At 41.3% G+C, this 21,483-nt stretch carries 23 protein-coding genes; 17 read left to right on the forward strand and 6 right to left on the reverse strand.

Going from position 1 to position 21,483, the window contains the following annotated elements; translation table 11 throughout:
* Positions 1-25 precede the first annotated feature (25 nt).
* Entirely contained in the window at positions 26-478 is a 453-nt protein-coding gene (locus ACE01R_RS01090) for a DUF441 domain-containing protein (RefSeq protein WP_395544278.1), read from the reverse strand.
* Between the two features lie 139 nt (positions 479-617).
* Here ACE01R_RS01090 and ACE01R_RS01095 point away from each other — a divergent pair, with 139 nt between their 5' ends.
* Positions 618-1,328 carry a pseudouridine synthase gene (locus tag ACE01R_RS01095; RefSeq protein ID WP_395544279.1) on the forward strand — a complete coding sequence of 237 codons (711 nt, stop codon included), beginning with the start codon at positions 618-620 and terminating at the stop codon, positions 1,326-1,328.
* Here the strand turns inward: ACE01R_RS01095 and ACE01R_RS01100 are convergent.
* The 3 genes from ACE01R_RS01100 to ACE01R_RS01110 all read right to left on the reverse strand — a co-directional run bounded on the left by ACE01R_RS01100 (position 1,321) and on the right by ACE01R_RS01110 (position 3,213).
* Positions 1,321-1,764, reverse strand: coding sequence for a GNAT family N-acetyltransferase (locus ACE01R_RS01100; RefSeq protein WP_395544280.1), 444 nt, complete (start codon positions 1,762-1,764; stop codon positions 1,321-1,323). The two genes, ACE01R_RS01095 and ACE01R_RS01100, sit on opposite strands and share 8 nt — an antisense overlap.
* 92 nt (positions 1,765-1,856) lie before the next feature.
* Complete coding sequence (locus ACE01R_RS01105; protein ID WP_395544281.1) at positions 1,857-2,192, reverse strand: type II toxin-antitoxin system RelB/DinJ family antitoxin; 336 nt, start codon at positions 2,190-2,192, stop codon at positions 1,857-1,859.
* A gap of 115 nt (positions 2,193-2,307) precedes the next feature.
* Positions 2,308-3,213, reverse strand: a complete 906-nt coding sequence (locus ACE01R_RS01110) for a pseudouridine synthase (protein ID WP_395544282.1) — start codon at positions 3,211-3,213, stop codon at positions 2,308-2,310.
* A gap of 151 nt (positions 3,214-3,364) precedes the next feature.
* Between ACE01R_RS01110 and tsaE the strand changes: the two genes are divergently transcribed.
* The 4 genes from tsaE to hfq all read left to right on the forward strand — a co-directional run bounded on the left by tsaE (position 3,365) and on the right by hfq (position 7,370).
* The gene (gene tsaE / locus ACE01R_RS01115; RefSeq protein ID WP_395544283.1) at positions 3,365-3,841 is read left to right on the forward strand and encodes a tRNA (adenosine(37)-N6)-threonylcarbamoyltransferase complex ATPase subunit type 1 TsaE; all 477 of its coding nucleotides are present in this window, start codon (positions 3,365-3,367) and stop codon (positions 3,839-3,841) included.
* Positions 3,834-5,810 (forward strand): DNA mismatch repair endonuclease MutL, encoded by a 1,977-nt coding sequence (gene mutL, locus ACE01R_RS01120; RefSeq protein ID WP_395544284.1) that lies wholly within the window; start codon positions 3,834-3,836, stop codon positions 5,808-5,810. Before tsaE ends, mutL begins: the two co-directional genes overlap by 8 nt.
* Before the next feature lie 6 nt (positions 5,811-5,816).
* Positions 5,817-6,761 (forward strand): tRNA (adenosine(37)-N6)-dimethylallyltransferase MiaA, encoded by a 945-nt coding sequence (gene miaA, locus ACE01R_RS01125; RefSeq protein WP_395544285.1) that lies wholly within the window; start codon positions 5,817-5,819, stop codon positions 6,759-6,761.
* Between the two features lie 90 nt (positions 6,762-6,851).
* Positions 6,852-7,370: an RNA chaperone Hfq gene (hfq, locus tag ACE01R_RS01130; RefSeq protein WP_395544286.1), complete on the forward strand. Its 519-nt coding sequence runs from the start codon at positions 6,852-6,854 to the stop codon at positions 7,368-7,370.
* A gap of 140 nt (positions 7,371-7,510) precedes the next feature.
* On the opposite strand, the gene ACE01R_RS01135 is transcribed toward hfq, so the two are convergent.
* Both ACE01R_RS01135 and ACE01R_RS01140 read right to left on the reverse strand, forming a co-directional pair.
* The gene (locus tag ACE01R_RS01135; RefSeq protein WP_395544287.1) at positions 7,511-8,821 is read right to left on the reverse strand and encodes a peptidylprolyl isomerase; all 1,311 of its coding nucleotides are present in this window, start codon (positions 8,819-8,821) and stop codon (positions 7,511-7,513) included.
* The gene (locus ACE01R_RS01140) at positions 8,821-11,268 is read right to left on the reverse strand and encodes an LPS-assembly protein LptD (protein ID WP_395544288.1); all 2,448 of its coding nucleotides are present in this window, start codon (positions 11,266-11,268) and stop codon (positions 8,821-8,823) included. The genes ACE01R_RS01135 and ACE01R_RS01140 overlap by 1 nt, the downstream gene beginning before the upstream one ends.
* A gap of 120 nt (positions 11,269-11,388) precedes the next feature.
* Between ACE01R_RS01140 and ACE01R_RS01145 the strand changes: the two genes are divergently transcribed.
* From ACE01R_RS01145 to ACE01R_RS01200, 12 genes are all read left to right on the forward strand, one after another.
* Positions 11,389-12,402 carry an aminoglycoside phosphotransferase family protein gene (locus ACE01R_RS01145; protein WP_395544289.1) on the forward strand — a complete coding sequence of 338 codons (1,014 nt, stop codon included), beginning with the start codon at positions 11,389-11,391 and terminating at the stop codon, positions 12,400-12,402.
* A complete protein-coding gene (gene murU / locus ACE01R_RS01150; protein WP_395544290.1) occupies positions 12,402-13,091 on the forward strand; it encodes an N-acetylmuramate alpha-1-phosphate uridylyltransferase MurU in 690 nt (229 codons plus the stop codon). The genes ACE01R_RS01145 and murU overlap by 1 nt, the downstream gene beginning before the upstream one ends.
* Positions 13,092-13,173: 82 nt before the next feature.
* Positions 13,174-13,806, forward strand: coding sequence for a 16S rRNA (guanine(527)-N(7))-methyltransferase RsmG (gene rsmG, locus ACE01R_RS01155; protein WP_395544291.1), 633 nt, complete (start codon positions 13,174-13,176; stop codon positions 13,804-13,806).
* A gap of 24 nt (positions 13,807-13,830) precedes the next feature.
* Positions 13,831-14,613 carry a ParA family protein gene (locus ACE01R_RS01160; RefSeq protein ID WP_086195487.1) on the forward strand — a complete coding sequence of 261 codons (783 nt, stop codon included), beginning with the start codon at positions 13,831-13,833 and terminating at the stop codon, positions 14,611-14,613.
* On the forward strand, positions 14,610-15,497 hold the full coding sequence (locus ACE01R_RS01165) for a ParB/RepB/Spo0J family partition protein (protein ID WP_395544292.1): 888 nt from the start codon (positions 14,610-14,612) through the stop codon (positions 15,495-15,497). Before ACE01R_RS01160 ends, ACE01R_RS01165 begins: the two co-directional genes overlap by 4 nt.
* Positions 15,498-15,525: 28 nt before the next feature.
* Positions 15,526-16,164, forward strand: a complete 639-nt coding sequence (locus tag ACE01R_RS01170) for a MotA/TolQ/ExbB proton channel family protein (RefSeq protein ID WP_395544293.1) — start codon at positions 15,526-15,528, stop codon at positions 16,162-16,164.
* Between the two features lie 11 nt (positions 16,165-16,175).
* Positions 16,176-16,601 (forward strand): ExbD/TolR family protein, encoded by a 426-nt coding sequence (locus ACE01R_RS01175; protein WP_395544294.1) that lies wholly within the window; start codon positions 16,176-16,178, stop codon positions 16,599-16,601.
* Positions 16,598-18,325: a lipid A export permease/ATP-binding protein MsbA gene (gene msbA / locus ACE01R_RS01180; RefSeq protein ID WP_395544295.1), complete on the forward strand. Its 1,728-nt coding sequence runs from the start codon at positions 16,598-16,600 to the stop codon at positions 18,323-18,325. The genes ACE01R_RS01175 and msbA overlap by 4 nt, the downstream gene beginning before the upstream one ends.
* A gap of 3 nt (positions 18,326-18,328) precedes the next feature.
* The gene (lpxK, locus tag ACE01R_RS01185; protein ID WP_395544296.1) at positions 18,329-19,333 is read left to right on the forward strand and encodes a tetraacyldisaccharide 4'-kinase; all 1,005 of its coding nucleotides are present in this window, start codon (positions 18,329-18,331) and stop codon (positions 19,331-19,333) included.
* A gap of 12 nt (positions 19,334-19,345) precedes the next feature.
* Positions 19,346-20,107, forward strand: a complete 762-nt coding sequence (gene kdsB / locus ACE01R_RS01190; RefSeq protein WP_395544297.1) for a 3-deoxy-manno-octulosonate cytidylyltransferase — start codon at positions 19,346-19,348, stop codon at positions 20,105-20,107.
* A gap of 13 nt (positions 20,108-20,120) precedes the next feature.
* On the forward strand, positions 20,121-21,104 hold the full coding sequence (locus ACE01R_RS01195) for a DNA polymerase III subunit delta' (protein ID WP_395544298.1): 984 nt from the start codon (positions 20,121-20,123) through the stop codon (positions 21,102-21,104).
* Between the two features lie 21 nt (positions 21,105-21,125).
* Positions 21,126-21,467, forward strand: coding sequence for a PilZ domain-containing protein (locus tag ACE01R_RS01200; RefSeq protein ID WP_395544299.1), 342 nt, complete (start codon positions 21,126-21,128; stop codon positions 21,465-21,467).
* The last annotated feature ends 16 nt before the right edge of the window (positions 21,468-21,483 follow it).

Raw genomic sequence — 21,483 nt, forward strand, 5'->3', positions numbered from 1 at the left:
TTAGTGAGTTATTAGGCTCATTTTTTTATGAATAGCCAATAAACAGGGTCAATATCCCTGCGGCAATTAAAGGACCGACAGGAACGCCACGTAACACAGCCACACCTGCAACCGTACCAATCAGCAATCCTGCAACCACATCAGGCTGATTGCTCATCAGTTTGACTCCGCGTCCACCTAGCCAGGCCACTAATACACCAATGGCGATGGCGAGTAAGGATTTCCAGCTCATAAAGGATTTTAAAATAGCATCACCCGGAATTTTGCCACTGGCAATAGGAGTCAGTACGCCAATGGTTAAAATAATGATGCCAATATTTAAACCATGTTGTTGCAAATAAGGGAAATATTCACTGAGTGGGGTAATGCGAAAAACGATCAGTACACCCGCAGCAATGGTAACGGCACTATTATGGCTAAAGATACCGCAAGCCAGTAAAACCAGCAGTACGATAAGATTTAAATCTAGATGGGACATTATTTAAAGGGAGAAATTTATAAATCAGCACTATTGTATAGGGTTTTTACAGTAGATTTGCCTGAAAAAGCGGGAACAATAAAAATCGTCCTCATTTCAGTATAGAATGCGCATTCCGTGATAGTAAAAGGTTGGGTCTATGTTGTTGGAAAAGATGTTGCAATCGCAGGGCTTTGGTTCACGCAAATATTGCCAGCAGCTCATTAAAAACGGAGCGATTGCCATTCAAGGTGAAGTGATCACTAATCCAAAACATAAACTGGATTTAAATGATTTAACTTTTAGTGTCTATGATGAAAGTTTTGATTATCGTGAAAAAGTATATATTGCCTTAAATAAACCGCAAGGTTATGAGTGTTCACATCAGGCCACTCACCATTTCAGTGTGTTTGATTTATTTGATGATATCTTGATGAATCGCGGCTTGCAGTGTGTAGGTCGTCTGGATCAAGACACCAGTGGGCTGTTGTTACTTACGGATGATGGGCAATTTTTACAAGCCTTAACTCATCCTAAAAAACATGTGGCCAAAGTCTATCGCATGTACACAGCTGATCCTGTAACAGCAGACCAAATTCGGCAGCTAGAGCAGGGTGTTGAATTGCGCAATGAAGCTGGTATTTTTGCGGCAACGGATGTCATGCAGCTTGCGGAAAGTGAATTGCAGCTAACTATTCATCAAGGAGTTTACCATCAGGTGAAGCGTATGTTGGCTGCGGTGGGCAACAAAGTTGAACGATTGCATCGCCAGCAAATTGGTGCTCTGGAATTAACTGATTTAGAAGAAGGGCAGTGGATTTATTTAAGCATTGAACAAGTAGAACTGGCGAAGCAACGTATGACTATTTAAGGAAGCAGTGATAAATTTGGAATTCGTTATCTTTCACAAAACCCATTTTTTCATATAACTGATGTGACTGATAATTGGTCTTTTGAGTTTCCAGGCTAATACGGATCGCATTTTCATGCCGTGCAAATAAAATGGCAGTATCGATAAGCTGTTTGGCGGAACCCTGACGACGATAAGTCGGGGTGACGTAAACATCATCCAGAATATAATAGATTGCACAAGCCACCGAAGAAAAACCTAAATACAGCAAAATAAAACCGGTAAAGACATCATCTTTCACGTGAATAAAAATCACACTTTCCTGGTTTTCAAAACGTTGTTTTAAGAATTGATAAGATAAATCCAGATTGGAAGATGCACCATAAAATTGGCGATATTCATCAAATAAAACAGCAAGGGGATGTAAATCTTCTAAAGTGGCGCGTCTTACGATCATGCGATACTCCATGCTTTTTTATTGTCTTTGCATGAAGCATACCTAAGTTTTTATAAGATTTTTTCTAAATTTTGTTTGTAAATGCAACACTGTTAAGTTTTGTCACTTTCGCCCAAAATGGCATTCAGCTCTTCAAAAAGGTCGAGATGGTCATCGTCTAGAGCAAATTCCTGATCTTCATTTAGTGCTTGATCAACTGGCAGATTCAACTCGGGTTGCTGCTGTTTTAATTTTCGGATCCTATTCAGTTGATCGAGGTTAATACTTTGATTTTCAATAGAAAATGGAATAGATTTTGTTAAAACAACCTGTTTAAAAAACAGTCGGACTGCTTGTGCTGGCGTAATGCCCAACTGTTTAAACACTGCAAAAGCATGCTTTTTTTCTTGGGAATCAAGTCGTATTTGATAAACTTCGGTTTTTCTCATGATTTTTTAAATACGTCTAATTACTTAACTTTTCAGCATTTATTTTAATCAAATCTCATGTAATTTCAATATTCATACACTAGATTTACCAAAATATTTTGTAATGACAAGCATATTACAATGTCAGGTCAAAATGAGATGAAAAAGTCATTTGCTGCCTGCTAAGGGGGTCAATAAATGCAATATGTTTGGCTAACAGTTGTAGCGGGGCAGAAAAATCATCTTCCCTTTTATGTTGCACGACTGGATAAAAAGGATCATTTTTAATGGCAATTCCCAGGCTATTTAAGTGTACCCGCAGTTGATGCTGCTTTCCGGTTATCGGTCTCAACTCATATTTCCCCCATGCTGCGTCATGTTCGATTAAATGGATTTCAGTTTCACTATTTACTTTTCCTTCAGTCACTTGCATGGTGTAAAAGGGTTCACCTTTTTCCATTCGATAACGGGTATAACAGGGAAATGTTAAATTGGCATGAAAAGGTGCAATGGCATGATAGGTTTTTTTCACCTCACGTTTGGCAAACATCTCCTGATAAATTGCACGACTAGCAACCTGTTTGGAGAATAAAACCACACCAGCAGTTTCTCGGTCTAAACGATGAATCGGGGTTAAAAATTCATTGCCAGTCTGTTTTTTTAATCGCACCAACAGGGTTTCTTGCACATATTGTCCTGTCGGGCTGATGGTTAAAAAATGCGGTTTATCGATCACCAGTAAATGTTCATTTTCAAACAAAACTTCATGTTCAAAAGGAACCGGTATTTCGTGAGCTAAAAAGCGGTAATAGAACACATGACTATTTTCAATATAAGGTGCATCAGTCGTTAAGACATTGCCCGCAGCATCATAGATCAAACCATCAGCAAAACGTTGTTGCCATTCAGCAGCTTCAATATGCGGAAACTGCAGACATAGATATTGATAGACACTGTTCGGTGCAGGAGAGGTTTTAGGCAGGAAAACTTTACTGGCGCTAACGCCATCAATCATTGGCGGAATAAATTCAGTGCTGGTCATGTGATGTGTCGTAGATCAATCTGCTGTGCATGGAAATTAATGCGATTTACAATGAAATGTAGTAAAAGTTTCATATTTGGAAGGGGGAGCATGGGCAATAAAGCGGTGCGATGCTATCATAATTGTTCTTTTGAATTTTGTCGTGAGTAATATGCAGTATTCATTTAATCTAGCTTTAAATAATGAAGACGATACCCAAAATTTAGCACAGGTTTTGGCGCAGCATTTTACAACGGGTGTAATTTATTTAATTGGTGATTTAGGTGCGGGGAAAACCACCCTGACACGTTATTTTTTGCAAAGTCTGGGACATCAAGGTGCGGTAAAAAGTCCGACTTATACCTTGGTTGAACCGTATAATATCCAAGGAAAAGATATTTTTCACTTCGATTTATACCGTTTAAATGATCCTTATGAACTTGAACTGATGGGTATTCGCGACTATTTAGAAACCCCAAATGCGCTATTTTTATTTGAATGGCCTTCAAAAGGTGGCGATGAAATTCCACAGCCTGACCTGATTATCAATATTGAAAAATCTGAAGATGAACTGACACGTACTGCGAGTTTAAGTTTCTCATCTGCAGCATTAAACCAAGCATTAGAGAGTCATTTTAACAATGCGTGATGATTTAAGTGAACGTCGTATTCATACCCTGAATCCTGCACTGGCGAACCAGATTGCTGCTGGTGAGGTGATTGAACGTCCAGCATCGGTGGTCAAAGAATTATTAGAAAATTCAATTGATGCGGGTGCGACTGAACTTATTATTCGTGTTGAGCAAGGCGGTAGTACCCTGATTGAAATCATTGACAATGGTCATGGGGTTCATCCTGACGATTTAGCCTTGGCAGTCATGCGGCACGCCACCAGTAAAATTCAAACGGCAGATGATTTACAGGCCATTGTCAGTTTGGGTTTTCGTGGTGAAGCATTGGCATCGATTGCTGCGGTTTCACGCCTGACCCTGACCAGCAGTCAAAATGATGAAGGTGTCGGTTATCAGGTTGAAGTAAACGGCACCGCTTTTGACCATCAGCACATTCAAGCGGTTGCTACTCAAAAAGGCACCCATATTCGGGTACAGGATCTATTCTTTAATGTACCGGCTCGTCGCAAGTTTTTAAAGAAACAGGGCACCGAATTTGGCCACATTGAAGAAATCGTTCGTCGTCTGGCACTCACTCATTTTGATATCCGTTTTGTCCTGGAACATAACAACACGATTCGTTTGAATTTGCCGGTTGCAGATAGTGGTGAGCTGCGTTTCCAGCGTGTGCAACAGCTTTTGGGCCGACAATTTACCGAAAATGCCTACTGGATTGATGCTGACAGTATCAATATGCGCTTGTCCGGATGGTTGGGGCATCCCTCAGATGCGCGTGCGCAGGCCGATTTGCAATATGTGTATGTGAATGGCCGGATTGTAAAGGACAAAACTATCTCACATGCCTTGCGTATGGCCTATGATGGTATTCTGCATGGTCATCAGCATCCTGCCTATTTGCTGTTTTTAGAAGTTGATCCTGAAAATATTGATGTCAATGTGCATCCAACCAAACATGAAATCCGTTTTTTAAACCAGCGTGAAGTACATGAGTTTGTACGTCATTTTGCTAAAGAAAAATTGTCGGAATTTCAAACGGCCACAGCAGAACTGGCGTCGGCCATGAAAAGGGATGAAGCAGACCAGATTGCTGCGCTGCAGCCGCAACCGCGTTATCAGGAACAATTTCAACTGCATAAAGCGGTAGATGCGTATACGCCACAACCGGAAGTGCAAATTTCTACCGATTTACTCAGTGATTTTAATGCTAGCAGTCCGCAAACGGTCCATTATGCTTCATCTCATGCTGCAACAAATAGCTATGCAGGTTCACAACAGCTGAATAATGCCTTAAAAAGCTATCTGGCACCATTGCGGGAAGAAACAGATACTTCTTCTTCTCAAGGAAATAGCCTAAGTAATAATGATAATATTGAAAAGCCGCAATCGACCTATGTAGATGAGCATCCACTCGGGATTGCAATTGCACAGTTACACGGCATTTATATTCTGGCACAAAACTCTGAAGGCCTGATTATTGTCGATATGCATGCCGCACATGAACGCATTGTCTTGCAGCAAATGAAAGCCGCATGGGATAAGCCTGAATTCTGGACATCACAACAATTGCTGATTCCTAAAGTAATTAGTATTAGCCGTATGCAAGCCATGCGGGTGGATGATTTAAAAGAACAGTTGGCACGTTTGGGCTTGGAAATAGATCAATATGGCGATGAACAGGTAATTGTTCGTGGTGTTCCTGCCATTTTGCACAAGGCAGATTTTGCTGCTTTGGTTCCTGAATTGCTCAATGACCTCGATCCCAATGATGAAGCACAGGGATTGTTGCAAAAGCGTGACCAGATTTTAGCAGGTATGGCCTGTCATGGTGCTGTACGTGCACATCGTATCTTAAGTCTTTCTGAAATGAATGCTTTGCTGCGTCAAATGGAACAAACCGAATTTGCCAGTCAGTGTAATCATGGACGCCCAACCTGGCGTGCATTTCCACTTTCACAATTAGATAAACTTTTTGCTCGAGGAGAGTAGTTGTACATGTCGAATCAATTGCCGGTCATCAATTTAATGGGACCAACTGCAAGTGGTAAAACCGCTTTGGCATGTGAACTTTATGAGCAAGGTCATTTTGAGTTGATCTCTGTCGATTCTGCGCTGGTTTATCAAGATATGGACATTGGTACCGCTAAGCCTACGAAAGAAGAGCAGGCACGTTATCCGCATCATCTGATCGATATTATCACCCCCTTGGAAGTGTATTCTGCAGCACAGTTTGTCGAAGATGCCTGTGTGCTGATTGATGATATCCATGCACGCGGTAAAACCCCGATTTTAGTCGGAGGAACCATGCTGTATTTCAAGGCCTTATTGGAAGGACTGTCGAGCAATTTGCCCAGTGCAGATTATGCGGTGCGTGCAGAAATTGAGGCTAAAGCGGAACGGGAAGGATGGGAGGCGGTTTACCAGGAATTATGTGAGGTCGATGCTTTAGCAGGGCAAAAATTTAAAGTCAGTGATAAACAACGCATCATTCGTGCCTTGGAAGTATTCAGGTTGACTGGACAGCCAATTACAAAACTACAAGCTGAACAACCAAAAAATGTACCATATCGCTACACTTTTCATAACCATGCCTTACTGCCAGACCGTGTAGAATTACACAAGCGTATCGAACAACGGCTAAAAATTATGTGGGATATCGGATTTTTACATGAAGTGGAAATGCTAATTGAAAAATACGATTTAAATGATAATTTACCCTCCATGCGCTCAGTCGGTTATCGACAAGCTCTAGAATTTATACAAAAAAGTGACGGAAGTATCGAAAAACGACGAGAAATGGAAGATAAGTCTTTATTTGCAACACGACAACTGGCAAAACGTCAATATACCTGGTTAAGATCTTTGCAAGAATCGCATAATTTTAAAACATATTTGACGGTCAAGCAGGCTCAAGAAGACTTGCGAAAGTGTTACGGATAAAGCAAAATTTAGTAACTATCTTTTTTATAATTTTTATTGAGAAATAAAGATAGTTTTTTGCGCTGATTTTAATTTTTTTGGAGTTATAACATGTCTAAAGGTCAAACTTTACAAGATCCGTTCTTAAATTCTCTCCGTAAGGAACGTATTCCTGTTTCTATCTTCCTTGTGAATGGTATTAAATTACAAGGTCATATTGAATCTTTTGACCAATATGTTGTTTTGTTAAAAAATACTGTAAGCCAAATGGTTTACAAACACGCAATCTCTACAGTTGTTCCTGCACGTAACCCACGTCCTGCTGGTGCTCCTGCTGGTGCTCAAGGCGCTGGTGGCTTTGGTGGTGGTCAGTCTCAAGGTGGCTTCGGTGGTCAAGGTGGCTTCGGTGGTCAAGGTGGCTTCGGTGGTCAAGGTGGCTTCGGTGGTCAGGGTGGTTTTGGTAGCCAAGGTGGCTTCGGTGGTCAAGCTGGTGGCTTCGGTGGTCAAGCTGGTGGCTTCGGTGGTCAAGGTGGCTTCGGTGGTCAAGGTGGCTTTGGTGGTCAATCAAACCCAGGTTTTGAAGGCGAAACAAAATTTGAAGATTCTCAAGACGACGAAAATAACCGTTAATTGTTGATTCTTAAAAGCCTCTCTTTATGAGAGGCTTTTTTTATTTTAGAGCAGGTGAATTGATATAATTAATTATCTTGTTGCTAATAAAAAACCAGTTGTTTAAACAACTGGTTTTTTAACTCAAATCATCTGAGAAATTATTTATTTTTTTTACGATCAAGGTTTGGATCTTTGATTTCTACAAAGGCATTGCTGCGAATTTCACGTAACCAGCTATCCAGTTCAGCATCAAATTGGCGTTCACCTAGAATCTGACGTGCCATACGTTGTTGGTATTCGCGTGTCATATCTTGTTGGCGAGTATCAGTGACTTGAAGAATGTGCCAGCCAAATTGAGTTTGGAAGGGTGCACTGGTTTGACCGACAGGAGTGCTCTTCATCTGTGCTTCAAATTCCGGCACCATAACACCTGGATTAACCCAGCCGAGGCTGCCGCCATCGCGTGCAGAACCTGGATCATTGGAAAAAGTAGATGCCAATACGGCAAAATCTTCACCCGCTTTTAAGCGGTTGTAGATGCTGTCAATTTGTTGTTTGGCATTTTCAGGGCTGACCACTTCAGATGGCTGAATTAAAATGTGGCGTGTCTGATATTGCGATACGATCGCTTTTTTCTCACCGCCTTTGCGTTCAATTAATTTTAATATATGAATACCGTCACGAACCGGAATTAGGTCTGTAGTTTGACCTTCTTGCAGAGCACTTACGCGGGCAGCCAGTTCGGCTGGGATGTCAGACAGGCTTCTAAAGCCCATATCTGCACCTTCCACCTTAACAGTCTTGCTTGTGAACTTTTGATCAATTGCTTTAACATCATTGCTGTTATTCAGCTCAGCTTTGACAAGTTTTGCTGTTTTTTCTAATGCTGCTTGGTCATTACCCGATACGCGGATATGAATAACATGCGCTTGGTTACCTAAAGCTGCTTGACCTTGTGGTGTCTTTAAGAAGTTTTCTACATCCTGGTCACTAATTTTGATCCGTGACATCACAACTTGTTGACGCAAACGGTTAATTGCTAAATCTTCTGCAATGCGATTACGTAATGATTCGTAAGTTCCTGGTGCAATACCATCAAGCTTTTGCTGGAATGCTTCTAGACTCTTGCTGCCAGACTGGCCAGCGACCTTAAGTACAGCTTCATTCAGCTCTTTTTCATTGGGCTTGATATTGTAGCGTTTAACTTGTTCAAGTTGCGCTTGACGAATAATGAGCTGGTCAAGGGCCTGTTGCTGTAAATACTGTTCTGGGGGAAGCGATTTTTTTTGTGTTTCTAGCTGATGTTTGAGTTCGGCGATACTTTGTTCTAAATCACTTTTTAAAATGACACTGTTATCTACCACTGCAACCACTTCATCTGAAGGTTGTGCAAATGTAGTCATTGATGAAGATAGGGCTAAAGCAAGAGCAGTCGCTTTAAAAAAATGTTTTAACTGTATTGTCTTCATTAACGTTGTGTCCAAGATTGATTAATATTATTGAAACCTAAAATACGGTTTTCTAGTAAAGATGAAAGCTTATTGTTGAAACCACCTAAACCTTTGAGGCTAATTTCAGCCATAATGGCACGCTTTGGCGAAACGCCCTCATCGTTCACATTGTCCAGGTCATTATAGTAAGAGCGGCCATAGACCGAAATGCCCCAGCAACATGACTCATAATTTACACCGAGTAAATACTCGCGGGCGACGTTATTGTCCAGATCATATTGGGCATGACCTAAAATCCGCCAGTTATTTGCTACAGGTTGAATGAAGGAAGCAACAACCTGGTCATACTGGTCTTGGCGGTTCGGAATGTCTTGGCGATAGAAATAACCCAGATTATAAAGATTACCCTGATTTCCAGTGTAATATAGTTGCAAGTCACGCTGAGCATTGTCGCCATTCGACATCCATGCAGAATTTGCACCAATGGTGAAATTTTGTGACAGTTGGCTAGAGATACTGACTATAGGTCCAGTACGACGTTCAGTATCAAGTTGATCGGTTTCATTTTCTAGATTTACACGACGATCTTCAAAATAAAAGCTTTGCCCAACACTGGTTTTTAAACGTTCTAAACCAACCTCATCAAATAAGCTATAACTTAGGCCTAAAGATAAGAAATTATTATCTTCTAAACGGTCATGTCCGTAGAAGCGACGTGGGCTAAACAACTGATCATAATTGATGGATGCAGGAGCAGAGTCAAAGTTTGGATGACCATCTTGGTTTTTATACGGTGCATAGGCATAAAAAGCGCGAGGGGTAATCGTTTGTAGATATTTGCCCTCTTTTTCAAAGGTTAAGCCCGTATCTAAGGTAAATTGAGGTACGGTGACTGTCTTTGTTTCATCCGATGAGCTAATGTTCTGAGCATCAATCGTATTTTGATCATATACGGTATTTATATTGCGCAGTGAAACTTCAGGAACCACAAATGACCATGGGGTACGGTAGTTGTAACGAACTGCAAAATCATTGTAAATACGTGTGCCGCTTGGTTCTGTATTTGGGCTATTGAAATCCGTGATGTCTTTTTTAAAGTATGCGGTGTCATTATTGAATTCGTATTGCAAACCTAATGGGTTGCCATTTTTATAATTCAATAAAAACTGTGGCAGGCGAGCATAAGGACGGTCTATAGATGAAACGGTCTTGTCCAGCGTTTGGAAATCTTCAACTTTGAGTTGTGCGGATAATCCGGGAATGCCATTGCCATAATTAAGCTGCCAAGCACGGCGCAAGTTTAATTCAGTTTTTGAGTTCGGGTTGTTATTTAAATCAGAAAAATAGTCTTTATCTGATACATAATTATATTCAACATTGGTGGAAAACTGGTTGTTGATTTGCCAATTATGTAAAAATTGTAAGCCCTTACGATCTTGGTCGTTATACTCGCTATCAGAAGCTAAATAACCACCCCAAACCATACCTGAACCGAAATTTTCAGTTAAATAGCGGAACTCGCCTTCAAGCATGGCACCACGGTTACCTATATAACGCGGCGTGATGGTGGCATCGTAATTAGGTGCCAAGTTTAAATAAACTGGAACGGCAAGCTCTACACCACCATCATTAGAAAAACCGAAACTAGGGGTTAAAATACCTGTAGTACGACGGTCATCAATTGGGAAGTTGAAATAGGGTACTGCGAGGACCGGAACTTCTTTGACATAAAGTTTGGTACCACGAGTTTCACCGCGTCCAGTTTCCTTGTTTAAGGTGATTTTATCAGCCTGAATTTTCCAGCCTGGTTTTTCATCGGGTGGACAGGTGCTGTAGGTCGCATTATTCATTACCACCACATTTTCTGAGGTGCGGGCAATTTTTTCCGCACGGCCATGCGCATGCTGCTCTTCAGAAATGTAGAAGCTGTTATTTAAATCGCCTTGCTGAGTCTTTAAGTTGTAATTGATCTGTTCACTTTGTGCCAGCAAACCGGCTTGCGCCATTTGCACACGACCTTGTGCATTGGCATAAGTTTGGGTCTGGTCGATGGTAATTTTATCGGCACGAATTTGACGACCTTGCTGGTCGATTAATACATTGCCTTCAAGAACAGAATCACCGTTCGGGTCATAATGACCATAATCTGCAGTCACTGTAGATGTGGCATTGTCTGGATCAGCAGCTTTAGTTTCTGGACTAATTGGAGTAATCCAGGCACCTTTACAATAAGCAGAGCTTAAATACTGCCCTTGACGTTGTTGGGCCTCAGGTGCTGATTTGTCTACATAATATTGTTCAAAAAATTGTTGTCCAGGATACGACTCCTGAATACTGTCTTTCATTTTTTGGTTGTCGACAGTCGAAGCTGGAATTGTAGATTCAGCATAGCTTGAGATCGAGCTGCCACATAAGAGGGTCAAAATAGCAGTCGCTAAAGGATTAAATTTAAACTGATGCTTCATTTGTATCATTAACCAAGTATGCTTAATCGCAATTAATTATCCTCGCATCATAGAGAAAAAGTTGATAAGTGGCTACACTTAGCACTTTAAAAACTCAGCCTGTATTAGAATTTATCGCAAATGAATACACAACGTGAACAATTGATACAAACATGGATTACATCTGTACTTGGTTCAGATCAATTTGAGACTCATTTTTTGGCAGGCGATGCAAGCTTCCGTCGTTATGCACGAATCAAATTGAATAATAAAACATTTATGCTTATGGATGCACCACCAGAAAAAGAAGATTGTGGGCCTTTTGTGACGATCGATGAATTTTTTGATAACAATGGTGTACGTGTGCCACATATTGTTGCCAAAGACCTGGAATTGGGCTTCTTATTGCTCGAAGATTTTGGTGATGTTTTGCTCTCTACCTTGCTGAATGAGCAAACTGTAGACAATTATTATGCGCAAAGTTTCAAACAACTGATTCAATTACAGTCAATTAATGGAACAAATCACTTTCCAGATTACTCCTACGAAAAACTGATGTCGGAAATGGCATTATTGACCGACTGGATGTTACCTTCACTGAAAATTCAACCGACAGTAGAGGAAAGTGCTTTAATTAAACGTACTTTTGCTATTTTGGCCAACACAGCTTTGGCTCAGCCGCAAGTGATTGTGCATCGCGATTTTCATAGCCGCAACTTGATGCAGATTGAAGGCGAAACAGATCTGGGCGTGATTGATTTTCAGGATGCCGTAATTGGTGCAGATACTTACGATTTGATTTCAATTACCCGTGATGCCTATGTGCAATGGAATGCTGACCGTGTTTATACATGGTTTAAAACCTTCTATGATCTGTTGCCTGAATCGGCGAAACAGGACCGTGATTTTGAGCAGTTTAAAAAAGATGCCGACATGATGGCTATTCAGCGTCATATTAAAATTTTGGGTATCTTTGTGCGCCTGTTCGAACGTGATGGCAAGTCTGGCTATTTAAAAGACCTGCCTCGTGTGATGTGGTATTTACTTGAAGAAAGTAAGCCTTATGCAGAATTACAACCGTTTATGCAGTTTATTGAAGCCAAGGTTATGCCGAAATTTGAAGCAAAATACGGTGGTTATGAGGTGGCTGCATAATGAAAGCCATGATTTTAGCGGCAGGATTGGGCAATCGCATGCGTCCATTGACGCTGCATACGCCAAAACCCTTGCTGGAAGTGGGTGGGAAACCCCTGATTGTTTGGCATATTGAAAAACTGCAAAGTATTGGTGTCACTGAAATTGTCATCAATACGGCCTGGTTGGGCGAAAAACTGGCCTCAGCTTTGGGAGATGGTGCCCGGTTTGGCGTCAATATCTTGTGGTCACATGAAGGTGAAGGATTAGAAACTGCGGGGGGGATTATCAATGCCTTGCCATTATTAGGTGAAGAACCTTTTATTTTAGTGAATGGTGATGTCTGGACCACCATGGATTTTGCGACCTTATTTGATGTGAAATTGCAGGATGATCTTGCTCATCTGGTTTTTGTCGATAATCCGGCTCAACATCCTAAAGGTGACTTTATCCTTGCTCATGGCCGGGCTTATACTTTTGATCAGGCACAGCAAGGTGAAGCACTGACCTATAGTGGCGTTGCGGTGATTCATCCCGCAATGTTTGCAGGCTTGGAAAATGGTAAACGACCACTGGCACCTTTATTAAAGCAAGCCATGCTTGAACAGCAAATTTCTGCATCCAAAATGCAGGCTGCTTGGGTCGATGTTGGCACACCTGAACGATTAAGTGATCTAGATCTACAGATTCGTCAGGGGATGTATGCTTAAGTGCATAATCACTAAGCGTTAACTACTGTTCCACGGCTTAGAAATCGGTATACTTCCATTAACTTTTCGAGACGTTTTGTATATGCACCAGTTTTTCAAAGAACTACAGCAGGGTAGTCAGGCTTTAGGTTTAGAGCTAAGCGATGAAGCTTTAAATTTATTACTCAAATACCAGGATGCTTTGGTTCTGTGGAATAAAGCATATAACTTGACAGCCATTCGTGATCCCAAGGAAATGCTGGTCAAGCATTTGCTGGACAGCCTGAGTATTTTGAAAGATTTACCTCAGGGGCGATTGCTGGATATCGGAACAGGTGGTGGTATGCCAGGCATGATCATTGCATTGTGTCAGCCTGAGCGTCAGTGTGTATTGCTAGATTCAAATGGCAAGAAAATTCGTTTTCTTAAACAGTTTATTGCCGATTTAAAACTACAAAATGTTATTGCTGTTCAGACACGTGTCGAAAATGAAGAAAGCATTCAGGAACTGGGTCAGTTCGATGTTATTACCAGTCGTGCATTTGCTTCTTTAACTGATTTTGTCACGGCTTCTAAACCTTTCATGCATGAACAAAGTATCATTGCATCAATGAAAGGTTTAATTCCTGCGGATGAAGTAGAGGCTTTAAAAGATCAATTCAGTTGTGAGATTATTGAACTGAAAGTTCCGCGTTTAGACGAACAACGTCACTTGCTTTTATTGAAACATATTTAATTTTTTCGAAGGATTGGGGTCACCATGGCACAAATTATTGCGATTGCGAACCAAAAAGGTGGCGTAGGTAAAACCACAACCGCAGTAAATTTGGCAGCATCGTTAGCTGTTTTAAAAAAGCGCGTTTTACTTGTGGATATGGATTCACAAGGCAATGCCACGATGGGCTCCGGGATCCAAAAAAATGATCTTTTGTATTCGGTAACCGATGTCTTGCTGGGCGAAGTCCCGATTGAAACGGCCATTACCAAGGCAGAAGTGGGTTACAAAGTTTTAGGGGCTAACCGTGATTTGGCGGGCGTAGAACTTGCGATTGCTGAACAGGATGGTCGTGAATATATTTTACGTGAAGCATTGCAAGAAATTGAATCTTCTTTTGATTATATTATTGTTGACTGTGCACCCAGTTTGAGCTTGATTACGGTGAATGCCTTGGCAGCTGTGCAGGGCGTCATGATTCCGATGCAATGTGAATATTATGCTCTGGAAGGTTTGGCTGATTTAACCCAAACCATTGACCGTATTCAGCAGGCTCTGAATCCGGATCTGCAAATCGTGGGTGTGTTACGCACCATGTACGATGCACGTAATGCTTTAACCCGTGATGTGTCAGAAGAACTGGAACAGTATTTTGGTAAAAAACTCTATGATACGGTGATTCCGCGTAATGTACGTTTAGCTGAAGCACCTGCGCATGGTTTACCGATTATTTATTTTGAAAAAAGCTCTAAGGGTGCAGTTGCTTACCTGAATCTGGCAGCTGAAATGTTAAAGAAAAGCAAAGTGAAAAAAGGAAGTAACGCATGACCACAAAAAAACGCGGACTCGCTAAAGGTCGTGGTCTGGATGCCTTGCTCGGGTCAATCCAGAAAGAAAAATTACAAATGGAAGCTCAAGCGTTAGATCATGGTCAGCTCAAACAGATTAATGTCCATTTACTCAAGCGCGGTGAATATCAGCCGCGACGTTTTATTCATGAGCAAGATCTTCAAGAACTCGCAGCATCGATTGAAAAACATGGGGTCATGCAGCCGATTGTGATTCGTCCGATCGATGATGAAAAATATCCCTATGAAATTATTGCCGGTGAGCGTCGTTGGCGTGCAGCACAACTGGCGGGTTTGACAGAAGTTCCTGCCATTGTTCGTGACTTGAATGACCAGGTTGCAATTGCTCTGGCATTGATTGAAAACATTCAGCGTCAGGATTTGAACCCGATTGATCAGGCGATGGCTTTACAACGCTTTCATGAAGAATTTGGTTTAAGTCATCAGGAAATTGCCGATACCGTTGGTAAGGCGCGTACTACAGTCAGTAACTTGTTGCGTTTATTGACGCTGGCTGAATCGGTAAAAGACTTTATGCAGCAAGGTTTGCTGGATATGGGGCATGCGCGTGCAATTTTGACTTTAAAAGCCAAGGATCAGCTTAAGGTTGCAGAGCATGTGATTGAAAAAAGTTTATCTGTACGTCAAACCGAACAACTGGTACGTGACTTGAATACGCCAAAACAAGAAAAACCTAAAGCTGAAATTGCGCCAGATATTCAACAACTGACACAGCGTTTGGCAGAGCGTTTCAGTGCAGATGTGAAGATTGATCATAATAAACAAGGTAAAGGTAAACTGGTTATTCAATACCATTCTCTAGATGAGTTAGACGGTATATTAAATATTTGCTTTGCAGAATAATTTTTAAAATTTTTATTGGGGAAAACATATGTGGGAATTAGTCAAAGCGGGTGGGTGGCTCATGCTTCCCCTTGTTTTATGTTCAATTTTTACCGTAGCAATAACGATTGAACGCTTTATTCGTTTAAAAAAAACCATGATTTTGCCTAAGGCATTGTTGTTAAACCCAGCACAAAATACCAATGCGGTCATGCAGCAGTTACAGCAGGATCAAGCGTTGCAAAGTAGTACTCTGGGACGCATTTTTATGGCGGGTTACCAAAGTAAAAATCAAAATGAACAATTCGCTCGCGCACAAATGGAAACGACTGCATCGCAAGAAATTGGTTATCTGGAAAAAAATATCAACTTCTTGGGAACTTTAAGTGCGGTAGCACCACTTTTGGGCTTATTGGGTACGGTTCTGGGGATTATCGAATCCTTCCTGGTGATTGACTTGGGCACCAATAGCAATCCTACTTTAATGATTCCAGGTATTTCAAAAGCGTTGATCACAACAGCAGCAGGGATGTTCATTGCCATTCCGGCACTGTTTGCCTATCGCTATTTCCAGCGTTTGGTTCAAGAATATATTGCAGAACTTGAGCAACAATCAACCTTATTTCATGCTGCACTTTTCTATCAAAATTCTACAGATGAAGAACAAGATATTAGAAAAGCAGGTTAAGGTGGTGGAAAATGAAATTCAAACGCACACAAGTTGAAGATATTCACATTAACCTGACCCCCATGATCGACAGCTTGCTGTTTATCCTGGTGTTTTTACTGTTATCCACCACATTCAACCAGTTTAGCCGCATGAATTTAACTTTGCCGGATGCGCAAGGCGTGCCCCCTAAACAGTATGATCATAAAATTGAAGTGGTGGTTGATGCTTCTGGACACTATTCTATTAATGGACAATCGATTGCAAGCAAGGATGTTGTAGATTTAAGTACCGCAATTAAACAGATTTCCAATGATCGACGTGATTTAATGTTTGTTATTGCGGCTGATGCCAAGGCAACGCATCAGGATGTGATTCGTGTGATGGATGTAGCAGGACAGTTAGGTTTTGTTAACGTCAATATTAGTACCAAAGTTCCGTCTAGGGGTTATGAGTGAAGCAGGATTTTAAAGTCTATCTACGTCTTTTGGGCTATTTGAAGCCTTTTGGGGGTGTAGCGATACTGGTTTTTATCGGTTTTGCAATTAGTGCGGCAACGGAAGTATCTATAGCAAAATTACTGGAAAAAATCATTACTGCCATCCAGCATAGAGATCAAGACTTTACTTCTATATTTCCTTTTCTGGTCATTCTGTTGATGTTTTTCCGTGGGCTAGGCTCCTTTATCGGGGGCTATTTCATGGCAGTGATTTCACGTAATCTGGTGTTCAATATCCGTCAGGAAGTTTTTGCCAAACTACTCAAGCTTCCATCGCAATATTATCTAGAGAATACCAGCGGGCATATTACTGCGAAAATCATGTATAACGTGGAGCAATTAACAGCTGCTTCATCTGAATCTCTAAAAACCCTTGTTCAGCAAGGTTTGATCACCCTTGGCTTGTTGGGTTATCTATTATATAGCAATTGGCGGCTTACCCTTATTATTCTGATTTTTGCTCCGCTGATGGGTTTGCTGGTTCGTAAAGCCTCAAAACGCATGCGTAAATTATCCCTGCAAGTTCAGGATACCATGGGCGATGTAAACCATGTGGTACAGGAAACCGTGAATGGTAATTTAATTGTCAAGGGGTTTGGCGGGCAAGAATACGAACAAACGCGTTTTCGTGACAATTCACTGGAAAACTTAAGACGCGGTCTGAAAATGGTGGTGGTTCAGCAACTGAATAGCCCTATTGTACAGTTCATTATGTCCTTTGCCATGGCAATTATTATCTGGATTGCATTACGACCAGAAATTTTACGTGATACCAGCGCAGGTGAATTTGTTGCCTACATTACAGCAGCCGGGATGTTAAGCAAGCCAATAAAAGCTTTAACCGATATCAATGAAAAGTTGCAACGCGGTATGGCGGCTGCGCATTCAGTTTTTGAATTGCTGGATTTGCCGGAAGAGCAAAATACAGGCACATTAACTCCAGTGCTTAAAGGTAATATTCAGTTTGAAAATGCCAACTTAATTTATGCGGATGGTCATCATGCGATTCATGATTTTAACCTCGATGTAAAGGCGGGTGAAACGATTGCATTGGTGGGACGTTCAGGAGCGGGAAAGAGTTCTCTGGTCAATTTGCTGGTGCGTTTTCAGGAACTGAGTTCTGGGCATATTTATCTGGACCAGCAGAATATTCAAGATATAGACATCAATGCCTTGCGTACACAAATTGCCATGGTGAATCAGCAAGTGGTGTTGTTTAACCGCACTGTACGTGAAAATATTGCCTATGGGCAGCTTGAAAATGCAACCGATGCAGAAATCATTGCAGCTGCAAAAGCAGCCTATGCTCATGATTTTATTATGGCCTTACCACAAGGGTATGACACACAACTGGGTGCTCAAGGTTTAAATCTTTCGGGTGGACAGCGCCAACGTATTGCTATCGCACGTGCCATTTTGAAAAATGCACCAATCCTGATTCTGGATGAAGCAACCAGTGCGCTGGATAATGAATCTGAATACTTTATTCAAAAAGCTTTTGATGCCGCCATGCAAGACCGAACGACCATTGTGATTGCCCATCGTTTATCAACCATTGAGAATGCGAATCGTATTGTGGTGATGGATAAGGGTAGAATTGTCGAGCAAGGTACGCATGCAGAGTTGATTGCCAAACATGGTGCTTACTATCAATTGCATCAGCGCAATTTCGAGGAAAATTGATTTATGTCATTTGCACAATTTATTCAGGATGCCTGGAATAAACAGGCCAAGTGGTTGATTGTGCTTAGACCTTTGTCATGGATTTATCGTGGTGGTTTTTTACTGAATAAAAAACTGTACCAATGTGGCGTTAAAGCCAGCTATCAATCTCCAGTTCCGGTGATGGTGATTGGTAATATTACGGTCGGTGGCAGTGGTAAAACGCCGCTGCTGATTCAGTTGGTTAATTATCTTCAAAGTCAAAATGTTCGTGTCGGTGTAATCAGTCGCGGTTATGGTGGAAAAGGACCTTTTCCCGCCTATGTCGATTTGGAATCGCTGCCTGCGACTGTGGGTGATGAACCTTACCTGATTGTTCAGTCTACTGGTGTGCCCATGGTAGTGGGTTCAAACCGGCAACACAGTATTGAATATTTGTTATCCAGGCATGAGCTGGATTTAATTATCAGTGATGATGGTTTGCAACACTGGGCTTTAGCACGTCAAATTGAGTGGATTGTGCTGGATCAGAATCGTGGCTTGGGGAATCAAAAGTTATTGCCTGAGGGATATTTACGCGAACCTCCAAGCCGATTAACGACCGCGACTGTTATTGAGCATGCCAGTCAGCCAAATTCCGCGCTGAATATGCATTTAGAAGTTGCTGTGCCTTATTTGCTCAACGCAATGGATGAAAGATCATTTAATCCTGCTGATAATTTTTATGCCGTGGTCGGTATTGGTTTTCCACAGCGTTTTTACAGTACTTTAGATTCCATGGGTATTCATCAGTTTCAGTGCCATGAATTTCCTGATCACTATGATTATGAAATTACCGATCTGCAGTTTGAAGATAGTAATCCCATTATTACTACCGAAAAAGATGCGGTAAAACTGCTGCCCTTATTAAAGCAAAATCCAAATTTTAAACGGGAAATCTGGGTAGTTCCTGTTGAAGCAGTGCTTTCGCCACAGTGTTATGATGTTTTGCATCAACAGTTACAGCAACTTGGTATTCAAATTTCTTAAGGTTCATTGTTTATGAAACATATTGTTATTCCTGCACGTTTTGCAAGTTCCCGTTTGCCGGGCAAGCCGCTATTGGAAATTCATGGTCGTCCCATGATTCTACGCGTGGTGGATCAGGCAAAAAAAGTGGCTGGTTTTGATGATTTATGTGTTGCAACCGACGATGAACGTATTGCAGAAGTTTGCCGTGCAGAAGGTGTGGATGTTGTCATCACAAGTGCAGATCATCCTTCTGGCACCGATCGTTTAAGTGAAGTTGCACGTATTAAAGGCTGGGCCAGTGAAGACATTATTGTCAATGTACAAGGTGATGAGCCTTTGCTTCCTGCTCAGTTGGTGCAGCAGGTGGCACAATTATTGGAATCACAACCTGAATCTTCCATGTCGACACTCTGTGAGCCGATTCATAGTCTGGAAGAGTTTCAGCGAGACAGTATTGTAAAAGTGGTGATGTCTAAATATAACCAGGCTTTGTATTTTAGCCGTGCCACGATTCCTTATGACCGTGATGGTGCCAAGCAAGCGGTTCAGCAACTGCATGAACAGGCATACCGACATTTGGGATTGTATGCCTATCGCGTGAATTTGCTGCAGGAATATGTGTCTTGGGATATGGGTGTACTGGAAAAACTGGAAAGTCTGGAACAATTACGTGTGCTGGAAAATGGTCACCGTATTGCCATTGCCGTTGCAGAAGCAAATTTGCCACCGGGTGTAGATACACAGGCAGATCTGGATCGTTTGAATCAGATGGATGTTTCTTGCTTCGAATAAGGTGGATGGCTCCATGCAAAATAATGTTGCGGCACAAGTCTACCCATGGCAGCAAACGGTTTGGGAGACCTTGACAGGACGTTTCCCAAAACTGGGTCATGGCCTACTTTTTTATGGTAAAAAAGGCTGTGGCAAGGAAGCTTTTGCACAATATTTTTTGGCTTGGGTGTTATGTAATAATCGTCATGAAAAAAACGCACCTTGTGGTGAATGTGGCAGTTGTTTGTGGTTAAAGTCTGATACCCATCCCAACTATGTTCATATCAGCACGGATGAAGACAATAAAAAGCAGAATGCCAAAATCAAGATTGAGAAAATCCGTGATTTATTGCCCTTTGTGCAGCAAACCGTAGATGGCTGGCGTGTGATTGTGATTGAACCGGCAGAAGCTTTAAATATCGCTTCTGCCAATGCATTACTCAAAACCTTGGAAGAGCCGGGTGATCGGGTAGTCATTATTTTACTGGCCGATCATTACTTAAAACTTCCAGCCACGATTCGCAGCCGTTTGCAGCATTTTGCGCTGGACCGTATTTCTTCTTCGCAAGCAGATGCATATTTAACCGAGCATTTACCCAATTTAGATCAAATGCAAAAACAACTGTTGATGAATTTATCTAATCAGATGCCATTACAGGCGATGCAGTTGGCTGAAACGGAATGGTTAAATAAGCGACAAGAATTTTTAACGGATTGGCAAAAACTGGTCACGCAAAAAAATATGCCGATGGCGATTGCGACCAAGTGGAATAAAGTTTTAAATTTTAGTGACTTTGCGCAAATGTTTGAATACTTGTTGTCAGATTTAATTTGTGTCAAGCTCAGTCAGCAAGTTAAAAATTCCGATCTTGATTTGAGCGGATTATCAGAACACTATACTTTGGAATTTTTATTTGCGGTTTATTCTGATTTGCAGCAAGCTAAACAATATATTGAGCAAAATGTACAAAGCAATTTAGTGCTTGATCAATTGTGTATAAAACTAATGAACATTTAAATATTTTTAAGGGGAATAAAAATGCAACCACGTATGGGCGGTATTATTCATGCCAATATCCCGGACAAAGAAACTTTGTATTCCAGCTATATGCCTTATGTAGTCGGTGGCGGATTATTTATTCCGACCAAGCAGCCGGTGAAGCTGGGTGAGGAAGTATTTGTACTGGCAACTTTACCTGAACAATCACAAAAAATTCCTTTAACTGGTAAGGTCATCTGGATCTCCCAGAAGCAAAATGGTATCAAACTACAAGGTTTTGGTATGCAATTGACTGGAGAAAAAGGCGTTTATTACAAATCAGAGGCTGAAAAGATACTTGCAGGTATTAAGTCTGAAGGTCGAACTAGTTACACTATGTAGCTGTTTAAACGATTTA

Origin of the sequence: Acinetobacter sp. BSP-28 (assembly GCF_044130285.1) — a bacterium.
GTDB lineage: Bacteria > Pseudomonadota > Gammaproteobacteria > Pseudomonadales > Moraxellaceae > Acinetobacter.